Consider the following 10132-nt stretch of genomic DNA (forward strand, 5'->3'; position numbering starts at 1 on the left):
ACCAGCGACAATCCGAGTGCGGGCGCGCAGGGCCTGTCCCGCACGATCAGCTTTACCGTCGACGACGGCGGTGCGGAAAACGCCGCCTCCGCCCCCGTCAGCGTCACCGTGGGCATCACGGCCGTCAACGACGCGCCGGTGGTGGCGGGCGACGTCTCGCTCGCAACGGCCGAGGACACGCCGCTGATCATCTCCGAGGCCGAGCTTCTTGCCCTTGCCTCCGATCCGGACGGCGATGCGCTGACCGTCCAGAACCTGACCGCCGCCTCCGGCACGCTGGTGAACAACGGCGACGGCACATGGACGTTTACGCCGCCCGCCGGCTTCGACGGCGATGTCGCGCTGACCTACCAGGTCAGCGACGGGGAGCTCGTGACGCAGGCGAGCGCAAACGTCGAGGTGGTGGTGGTCAACAACGAGGCGCCGTTATTGAGTTTGCCAGCACCCGTGGGAGGCGACAGGCAGGTCAATACTTATGTCGATGGACGACAAGATCGTCCGTCGGTTGCAGCATTTTCTGATGGTGGGTTTGTGGTGACGTGGGGTTCATTGAATCAAGATGGATCGAATTGGGGAGTATATGGCCAGCGTTACGAAGCAGACGGCACTGCAGTCGGTACGGTGTTTCAAGTTAACACTTACACAGCAGATAGACAGGCATTTCCATCAGTCGCAGTACTGTCTGATGGCGGCTTTGTCGTAGCGTGGGAATCTTATCTTCAAGATGGTTCCGCTGACGGTGTCTACGGGCAACGTTTCAACGCGTCTGGAACAACCGTTGGTTCCGAGTTCCGAATCAACACTTATGTTGCGTCTCAGCAGAGCCGCCCATCGGTTGCCGGGTTGCTGGATGGCGGCTTCATTGTTACTTGGTCGTCTGATCAGGATGGATCATTTTATGGGATATATGGCCAACGCTATACCGCAAGTGGTGCAGCACTGGGGCCGGAATTTCAAGTGAATATCTATACAACGGGTAGCCAGTTCTATTCGGCGGTCGCGGCTCTGGCTAATGGTGGATTCATCATCGCATGGGGGTCTAGTGGCCAAGATGGTTCCGATTACGGGATATACGGCCAACGTTATAACGCAAACGGAATTGCAATCGGCGGAGAGTTTCGTATTAATACTTACACACCCAGTTTTCAGTCTGGTCCCTCAGTAACGGCCTTGTTGAATGGCGGTTTCGTTGTGACTTGGTCGTCCTACTTACAGGACGGTTCCAGTTACGGAGCCTACGGCCAACGCTTCAATGCAAATGGCGTTCCGGTTGGTGCCGAGTTCCGTGTCGACGACCAAGTTACCGGAGACCAACGGAATCCGGATGTGACAGCATTGCAGGATGGTCGTTTTATTGTGACATGGGTATCCGATCAGGAAGGTTCGAGCTATGGGATTTACGGGCAGCTCTACGATGCAAATGGTGCTGTCATAGGGGCTAAATTCCAAGTGAACAGCAATGCGGAAGGGCGGCAATACAATCCCTCTGTAGCCGCTTTGTCTGATGGTGGCTTTGTGATCTCATGGGATTCAGATGGCGAAGGCAGACCTGGCTACGGCATCTTCCAGAAAATCTACAACGCCGACGGTACCGAGCGCATCGGACCGAGCTATGTGGAAGGCTCGGAGGCGGTGGCCTTTGCCGGCGAGTTGACGATTTCGGATGTGGATAGTGCTTCGCTTGTCGGGGCGACGGTGACAATCGATGATTTCGTGGCCGGTGAGGATGAATTGGCATTCACCGACCAGAACGGCATCAGCGGCACCTATGATGCGCAGACGGGTTTGCTGACGCTCTCAGGCACCGCGAGCCTTGCCGCTTATCAGGCAGCCCTGCGCTCGGTCGGCTACCGGAACACCAGCAACGATCCGACCGGCACGGGGCGGGATATCTCGATCACCGTTGATGACGGCACGGGGGCAACGCAAACCTCCAACACCGTCACGGCGCATGTGAACGTCATCGGCGTGTCGGGCGACAATGCGGTGCCGGGCGAGACTTTCGCGGCGACGTCGGCCGGGGATGCTGACATCTTCCAGTTCGATGCGGCTGCGGGGGCGCAGGTCCTCGACGCCTTTGCTGCCGGTGGCGGCGATGTCGCGGGTGACGGCATTGTCGATGCGGTCGCCTTCGATGCCGGGTTGGGACTGGCGAGCTTCGACGACGTGCTTTCCCGTGCCGCGCAGGTGGCGGAGGACGTGGTGATCAATCTCGACGGCGACGCCTCGCTCACGCTCAAGGGCGTGGAGATCGGGCAGCTCACCGCCGACGACTTCCGCTTCATCGCGTAAGCGGCCGATAGAGACAGCTACCGAACGGGGCCGGCGGGGGTATCTTCGCCGGCTCTTTTTTTGTTTTTCGCCAAAGCTGAAGACAAGTCTTTCTCAAGTATTTCCAGCGAACCGAATCGCCGGGTCTGAAAACCGCCGCCGCGCCGTCCCCAATGACAGATTGCACGAGATGCGATGCCGGTCGCACGCCGGTGCACGGCGATAGTCGTCCTTATGTAGGATTTATTTTCGTGACCAATGAAAATAGTTAACTGTATATATATCAATGACTTAATTGAACAGTTCACGTTGCGGATCCGCCATTTCTGCAACTTCGGCGCGTTAAGAAGCGCTTAAGGATTTGGGCGCGAAATCGCCCGGCCCCTGATGAAACTGCGTAATACGAAGGAAGGGGGCGATCGGTGCAACCTGCCTGCGCGGGGGTGAGCGGGGAAACGACGGAGCAAGCGAACCCAGAAGTAAAAATTCGCTCAATATTGAATAAATGGCGAAGAAATGTTCCCGGCAGTCAATAGGAGCGCTGCCGGAGCGCCAGTTCTCGCAGTTCAACTTGATAAATTAATGCAATGCGAGATTGCGCGCGTTGCGATGACCCTCGACCCAAGTGAGGGCAACAGGGAGTCTTTATCCATGGCATTCGAAACCCAGACGGCGGCCGCCGCGGGCGTGGCGGAAGCGGCCGGCGGCGCGACCTATGCGGGCGGCGACGCAAAGGGCGGCGAGACGCTGCCGCCCGAGACCGGCGGCGCGACTTTCGTCACCAACGAGGATACGCCGCTGATCATCACCGACGCGCAGATCCGCGCGCTCGTTCCTGGCCTGGAAGCCGGGGCGACGGTGATCGACGTCACGGTGAATTGCGGCACGATCTACAACAACGGCAACGGCACCTGGACGTTCTTCCCGCACAAGGACTTCTTCGGCGAGGGAACCGTCGAGTTCCGCATCCTGTCCGGCGGGGAAACGGTGACGGGCAGCACGTCGCTGAACGTCCTGCCGGTCAATGACGCGCCGGTGCTGAACGTGCCGGGCTTCATCGGCGACGAGGCGGTCAACACCTTTACGTCAAGCCACCAGCAGGACTCCGCCGTGACGACCCTCGCCGACGGCGGCTGGATCGTCACCTGGGCCTCCAGGGGGCAGGACGGGTCGGATTTCGGCATCTATGCGCAGCGCTACGATGCCGCCGGCAAGACGGTGGGCGGCGAGTTCCGCGTCAACACGACAACCGCCGGCAGCCAGCGTCTTCCGGAAGTGGCCGCGCTCAAGGACGGCGGCTACGTGGTGACCTGGCAGTCGACCGGCGACGGCTCGCAGTCCGGCATCTTCCACCAGCGCTTCGACGCGGAGGACCGTCCCGTCGGCTCGCAGGAAGTGGTGAACCAGCTGACGATCGGCGCGCAGGAGGAAGCCGTGGTCGCCGGGCTCGCCGATGGCGGCCACGTGGTGGTCTGGTGCGGTCCGTCGAACAACAGGCAGGGCATCGACATCTATGCCCGCACCTATGACGCCGACGGCAAGCCGACGCAGGACGAGTGGCGGGTCAACACCCATTTCGACGCCGACCAGGACCGTCCGTCGGTCACCGCGCTCGCCGATGGCGGTTTCGTGATCGTCTGGACGTCCTCGGCGCAGGACGGCGACGGCACGGGCGTCTTCGGCCAGCGTTACGACGCGAGCGGGCGGCCCGCCGGTGAGGAATTCGCGGTCAACAGCTATACGCACGGCGCCCAGGAACAGGCCGTGGTGTCGTCGCTCGCCGATGGCGGCTTCGTCGTGGCGTGGCGCTCCTTCGGGCAGGACGGTCACAATTTCGGTGTCTTCCTGCAGCGCTACGACGCCGCGGGCGGGAAAGTCGGCGGCGAGCAGCAGGCAAACACCCATTGGTCGGGCAATGAGCTGGATCCGGCGGTTACCGGTCTCAGCGACGGCGGCTATGTGGTGACCTGGCGCTCGCTGCTGCAGGACGGCTCGGGCGACGGCGTCTACGGGCAGGTCTTCGACGCTGACGGCACACCGGTCGGCGCCGAATTCCGCGTCAATGACAGCACGGCGAGCAATCAGTTCGACCCGCAGGTGGCGGCCCTCGACGATGGCGGCTTCGTGGTGACCTGGACGTCGCTTGGCCAGGACGGCAACGGCAACGGCGTCTACCAGCGCGTCTTCAACGCGGACGGTAGCCCGCGCCCCGATCCGCTCGTCTTCGCGGAAAACGGCGACCCGGTCGCCATCGCCGACAATCTGCAGGTGGCCGATGTCGACAGCCAGACGCTCGTCGGCGCGACGGTGACCATCGAGGGCACGGTCTCGGTGGAGGACGTGCTGTCCTTCACCGCGCGGGCCGGCATCACCGGCAGCTATGACGCGGCAACCGGCGTGCTGACCCTCTCTGGCGAAGCCTCGCTTGCCGACTACCAGGCGGTGCTGCGGACGGTGACCTACCAGAATACGGGCGACAACCCGACCGGCAACGGTGCCGGCACGTCCCGCACGATCACCTTCCAGGTCGATGACGGCGCGTCGGAGAACAACATCTCGGAAGCCGTCAGCGTTACCGTGGAGGTGGTGCCGGAGAACGATGCGCCGGAGGTCTCCGCTCCGGTGGATCTGGTGCTGAGCGAACTCAGCGGCCTGGTGATCCGGACCGAGGACCTGCTGGCCAATGCCAGCGATCCGGAGGGCGACGCGCTCAGCGTGCTCAATCTCTCGGTCGATCACGGCACGCTGACCGACAATGGCGACGGCAGCTGGACCTATGTGCCGGGCGAAGGCTTCACAAACGAGGCGGTGCTTTCCTACCAGGTCTCGGACGGCGAGCTTGTCGCGGAGGCATCGGCGACGATCCAGCGGCCGGCGAGCGGGGGCGGCGAATTCCCGCAGCCGGGCGGCGAAGACCGGTTCGTCTTTGCCGCGGATGCCGGCGGCGACGCAGACGGCGATGCGGAGGGGGCCTCAGGCGATGACGCCTTCGCGGATGGTTCCGCCGGCAGCGATTTCGCCGAGGCCGTCGGCCTCGATGCCGGCGATACGCTGCTGGTCGATGACGGTGTGCCGTCCTTCGGCGGCGAGCCCTCTATCTTCGGTCAGGACGATTTCCGCTTTGTCTGATTGACGGCGGACTGACAAAGGGGAACGGCCCGCGCTTCGGCTGGAGCGCGGGCCGCTTCGTATTCGGTCGGGATTTATCGCAGGGCTTTCGGGTGGATCCGGACGCGCGTTCGCGCGGCTCATGTCTGGGGTCCCGGCTCTCGCAAAGCGCGTTCGCGCATGCGGGCCGGGATGACCACCGAGAGTGGGCTCCCCGACCTCCGTCACTCTTCCCTGAATGCGTGGGTTATCTGGTCGACGAGGGGTTTGACGAGATAGGAGAGGATGGTGCGCTCCTTGGTGGCGATGAAGGTCTCGACCGGCATGCCGGGCACGAGGCGCTTGGCGCCGAGCTTTGCCTCCTCGCCGTCGGCGAGCGCCAGGCGGGCGGTGTAGAAGGAGAGGTTGGTGGCCTGGTCGACGGCGTGGTCGGCCGACAGGGTGACGACCTTGGCGGCGAGTTCCGGCGTCGAGCGCTGGTCGAAGCTCGGCAGGCGGACGACCGCCTCCTGGCCCGGAAAAAGCAGGTCGATATCGGTCGGCGCCACCTGAGCCTCGATGACGAGCAGGTCTTCCTTCGGCACGACCAGCATCAGGGTCTCGCCGGGACCGACGACGCCGCCGATGGTGTGGACGGCAAGCTGATGCACGTAGCCCTGGCGCGGCGCGCGGATGTCGACGCGGCGCTTGCGGTCCTCGGCGGCGATCCGCTGTTCCTCCAGCTGGGCGAGTTCGGAGCGCACCTGCTGCAGTTCCTCAAGCACCGACTGGCGCGCCTCGTCGCCGAGCTGGATGATCTGCAGCCGGCGCTCGCCGATCGCCTCGCCGGCGCGAGCCACCTCGGCGAGGAAGCCGCCGCGCTCGCCGGCAAGCCGGGCCCGGTCGCGCTTCAGCGCCGTGATGCGGGTCTCGGGCACGAGGCCCTTGTCGAAGAGCTGGACAAGGCCGGCCAGTTCCTCGTCGATCAGCCCGATCTCCTCGTCCTTGGCAAGGCGCTGCGCGTCGAGGCCCTCGATCTGCTTCTCAAACTGGCGGATCTGGTCCTCAAGCTGGCCGATGCGGCCGGCGAGCGACGCCGCCCGCGCCGCCCGCAGCGCCTCCTGGCCCGAAAGCACGGCGTCGATCTCCGCCTCCTGGCGGCGGGCGGCCAGATCCTCCGGGAAAGCGATCGTCTCGACCGCGTCGCGTTCGGCGACGAGGCGTGCCTCGCGGGCGGCAAGCTCGACGATCTGCTTGCGCACGATGGCCAGATTGGCGTCGACCACCGTGTCGTCGAGCCTGACCAGAAGATCGCCGGCCGCCACCTGGTCGCCGTCCCGCACGGCGATCTCCTTGACGATGCCGCCCTCCTGGTGCTGGACGCGCTTGGTGTTGGTCTCCACCACGATGGTGCCGGGAGCGATCACCGCGCCGCCGATCCTGGCCAGCGCGGCGTAGCCGCCGACGCCGGCGGTCAGCAGCAGCACCGCAAGGCCGCCGACCGCCGCATGGCGCGTCAGGCTCCGCGTTACCGAAGCCTCGGGCGAAGTCTCGGGCTCATCCCTTTGCATCGGTCACCACCTTCAGGCCCATGGCGCGCGGGTCGGCAGCCGGGCCGCGGGGCGCGCCGGCCTGCGCGGTCACCTCGGCAAGCACCTGCTCCTTGGGGCCGAAGCTTGCCTGCCTGCCGTCCTTCATGAACAGCAGCTTGTCGACGGCGGCAACGGCGCTTGGCCGGTGCGCGACGACGACGACGATGCTGCCCTGCCTGCGCGTGGCGGCGATCGCCGCGGTCAGCGCCGCCTCGCCCTCCGCGTCGAGATTGGAATTGGGCTCGTCCAGCACCACCAGGAACGGATTGCCGTAAAGGGCGCGGGCCAGCGCCACCCGCTGACGCTGGCCGGCCGACAGCCGGGCGCCGTTCTCGCCGACCGGCGTGTCGTAGCCCTGCGGAAAGCGGATGATCAGCTCGTGCACGTCGGCCGCCTTCGCGGCGGCGAGCACGGCCTCCGACGAGCGGTCGGGATCGAAGCGGGCGATATTCTCGGCGATCGTGCCTTCCAGCAGCTCCACGTCCTGCGGCAGGTAGCCGATGGAGCGGCCAAGCAGCGCGCGGTCGAAATGGCCAAGTTCCGAACCGTCGAGGCGGATCTTGCCGGAGACGAGCGGCCATACGCCGACCAGCGCGCGGGCAAGGCTCGACTTGCCCGAGCCCGAGGGGCCGATGACGCCGAGCCCGTCGCCGGCCTCAAGCGAGAAGGCAAGGCCCTGCGCCGTCGGGACCATGGAGGCGGGCGGGCGGATCACGGCCTGCTGCACCTCCAGCCTTGCCTTCGGGGCGGGAAGCTCCGTCGCAGGTGCGGTTGAGACCGGCGCCTTGAGGACCTCCCTCAGCCGCGACAATGCCTGCCGGGCGGCCAGGAACGGGCGCCAGTGGGCGACGGCCTGCTCCACCGGCGCCAGCGCGCGCGAGGAGATGATCGACGAGGCGATCATCACGCCGCCGGACGCCTCGTTCCGGATCACCAGCCAGGCGCCAACGCCGAGCAGCGCCGATTGCAGCATGAAGCGCAGCGTCTTGATGATGGTGCCGAACAGCGCCGACTGGTCGGCCGCCTTGCGCTGCGCCGAAAGCCAGTCCGCCGTATCCTGGCGCCAGCGGTCGCCGAGCACCGGCAGCATGCCCATGGCGGCGATCGCCTCGACATTGCTGCGGCCGGCCTGCACCATGGCCTGCCGGCGCGCCGACTGGAGGGAAAGGGCGGCCGTCGGCTTGCGCGACACCCATTCCTGCACGCCGATCAGCAGGCTGATGACGATCGCCGCGCCCAGCGACAGGGTGCCGAGCAGCGGGTGCAGCAGGAACACCATCGCCAGATAGATCGGCATCCAGGGCAGGTCGAAGATCGCCACCGGGCCGGGGCTTGCCAGAAAGCCGCGCAGCAGCTCCAGGTCGCGCACCGGCTCCGCCTTCTGCATTGCCTGGCTGGGGTTGAGCGAGCGGCCGACGGCGGCCTCGAAGCTAGGCCTCGACAGCCGGGCGTCGAGCCGCTGGCCGACCCGCGTCAGCATGCGCGAACGCACCCCCTCCAGCAGGCCCTGAAACGCATAGAGCCCCACGACCAGGCCGCCCAGAACCACCAGCGTCGGCACGCTGCGGCTCGCCAGAACCCGGTCGTAGACCTGCAGCATGAACAGCGGACCCGTCAGCATCAGCACATTGATCACGAAGCTGAAAACACCGATCACCCAAAACGACGACCGGCACGCCGACAACGCCCCCGATACAAGGGGTTGCGATTGCGACTGGGGAAGCTTCATCCGGAAATCCTGAAACGAATGGACGATGAAATGCGCAAGGCGGAATGCAGCCGGCCCGCAACCAGGGACAGCATTCACCGCGTGAGCGTTGATTCGTCTTCAAATTCCGGTGTTCGGGTTAAGATATGCTTCCCAAGGTTGTGGATTTGGCATCGCAGGCGGACGCCGCCGCCGCCGCGGCGGCCGGCTCCGTTCCCCTGTCTTTCGGGCGAGCTCCGCCCGCGAAGATTTCCGGATCCGGGGCCATCGCTCGGCTGCGCCTCACTCGCCCGGGATGACGGCCGAGTGTGCGGTCACCTCTCTGCCGTAGCCCCTCGGCTCGTCATGCGCGGGCTTGACCCGAGTATCCATGTGGCCTGCCCCAAACTCCGGTGTCATCCCCGCGCAGGCGGGGAGGTGGATTCACGTTTGAAGTGCAACACGGTTGAGGAGTTCCGAGAAGACCTCATTTGGCGTCCTGAAGGCAAGGCATTTGCGCGGGGTATTGTTGTAGTGCTCGACCAACTGTCGGATTTGGCCTTGATCGATGGTTGCCAGATCCGACTTGCGCGGCAAGATCTTGCGCATGCGGCCGATGGCATTCTCGATGCCACCCTTCTGCCAGGGGGCGTGCGGATCGCAGAAGAAGGTGGCGAGGCCGAGCCTGTCCGTGAGTTCGAAATGCAAGGCGAATTCCGTGCCATTGTCGAAGGTGAGCGACCGGCGCAACAGGCGGGGCAGCGGACCGAAGCGCTGAACCAGGGCCTGGACGACGGCGCGCGCGGTCTTTCGCGACAGCCGATCGATGGTGAGGATGCGCGAGCTGCGCTCATGGGTGACCAGCACATACTGGCCATAGCGGGAAAAGGCCATGAGGTCGGCCTCCCAGTGGCCCGGCGTGGCCCTGTCGTCGGCCTCGGCGGGACGTTGGGCCAGCGGGCGGCGCAGCTTGATGAAGCTGACGGACGAGCCGCCGCGCAGGCCCAGGCGGCCCCTGCGGTTCTTGGCGCGCGGCAGTAGGCGGTGCCAGTAATCCTTTTGCGCCGAGCGGTGATAAACGAAGCGGTAGATGGACTCATGGCTGATGAGCGTGCCACCGTGCTCGCGCGCCAGCCGGCCGGCGATCTGTTCGGGTGACTGTCCCATCGCAAGGCGTTGCCTGACCATGTCGCGCAGCGCCGGCTGGCGTGCCAGCTTGTAGCGGGCATCCCAGCGCCGGCGCCGGAGGGCCAGTCCGTGCGCCCGTTCCCCGTCATAGCTGCCGCACCACTGCTTGGTCGGCCTGGCATTGCGCCGCAACTCGCGGCTGATCGTGGCAGCCGAACGACCCAGTTGCCGTCCGATCCAGCGCAGCGAGCGCCCTTCCCGGTGCCACAGCTCTATCTTTACCCGCTCCCGCAGGCTCAACTGATCGTAACTTTGTCCCATCGCGGCAACACCTTAGCAGGTGTTGCACTTGTTTCGTGAATTCAGC

Annotated in this window: 5 protein-coding genes; 2 read left to right on the top strand and 3 right to left on the bottom strand. The window is 65.2% G+C overall.

What is annotated here, in order from left to right; all coding sequences use genetic code 11:
• Together H2509_RS04100 and H2509_RS04105 are read left to right on the top strand one after the other, a co-directional pair.
• The coding region (locus tag H2509_RS04100; protein WP_182162594.1) for a cadherin-like domain-containing protein at positions 1–2292 on the top strand (2292 nt) is incomplete at its 5' end.
• A gap of 630 nt (positions 2293–2922) precedes the next feature.
• A complete protein-coding gene (locus H2509_RS04105; protein WP_182162596.1) occupies positions 2923–5400 on the top strand; it encodes a cadherin-like domain-containing protein in 2478 nt (825 codons plus the stop codon).
• Between the two features lie 203 nt (positions 5401–5603).
• On the opposite strand, the gene H2509_RS04110 is transcribed toward H2509_RS04105, so the two are convergent.
• From H2509_RS04110 to H2509_RS04120, 3 genes are all read right to left on the bottom strand, one after another.
• Complete coding sequence (locus H2509_RS04110) at positions 5604–6929, bottom strand: HlyD family type I secretion periplasmic adaptor subunit (protein WP_182162598.1); 1326 nt, start codon at positions 6927–6929, stop codon at positions 5604–5606.
• Positions 6916–8679 (bottom strand): type I secretion system permease/ATPase, encoded by a 1764-nt coding sequence (locus H2509_RS04115; RefSeq protein WP_182162600.1) that lies wholly within the window; start codon positions 8677–8679, stop codon positions 6916–6918. The genes H2509_RS04110 and H2509_RS04115 overlap by 14 nt, the downstream gene beginning before the upstream one ends.
• A gap of 402 nt (positions 8680–9081) precedes the next feature.
• Complete coding sequence (locus H2509_RS04120) at positions 9082–10086, bottom strand: IS30 family transposase (RefSeq protein WP_182162602.1); 1005 nt, start codon at positions 10084–10086, stop codon at positions 9082–9084.
• Between the last annotated feature and the right edge of the window lie 46 nt (positions 10087–10132).

It is taken from the genome of Stappia albiluteola (assembly GCF_014050225.1).
In the GTDB taxonomy this organism is placed as follows: domain Bacteria; phylum Pseudomonadota; class Alphaproteobacteria; order Rhizobiales; family Stappiaceae; genus Hongsoonwoonella; species Hongsoonwoonella albiluteola.

What these genes read in the sequence shown, in the direction of transcription:
- H2509_RS04105 (WP_182162596.1), top strand. Translation starts at nt 2,923, where the DNA reads ATGGCATTCGAAACCCAGACGGCGGCCGCCGCGGGCGTGGCGGAAGCG.
- H2509_RS04110 (WP_182162598.1), bottom strand. Translation starts at nt 6,929, where the DNA reads ATGCAAAGGGATGAGCCCGAGACTTCGCCCGAGGCTTCGGTAACGCGG.
- H2509_RS04115 (WP_182162600.1), bottom strand. Translation starts at nt 8,679, where the DNA reads ATGAAGCTTCCCCAGTCGCAATCGCAACCCCTTGTATCGGGGGCGTTG.
- H2509_RS04120 (WP_182162602.1), bottom strand. Translation starts at nt 10,086, where the DNA reads ATGGGACAAAGTTACGATCAGTTGAGCCTGCGGGAGCGGGTAAAGATA.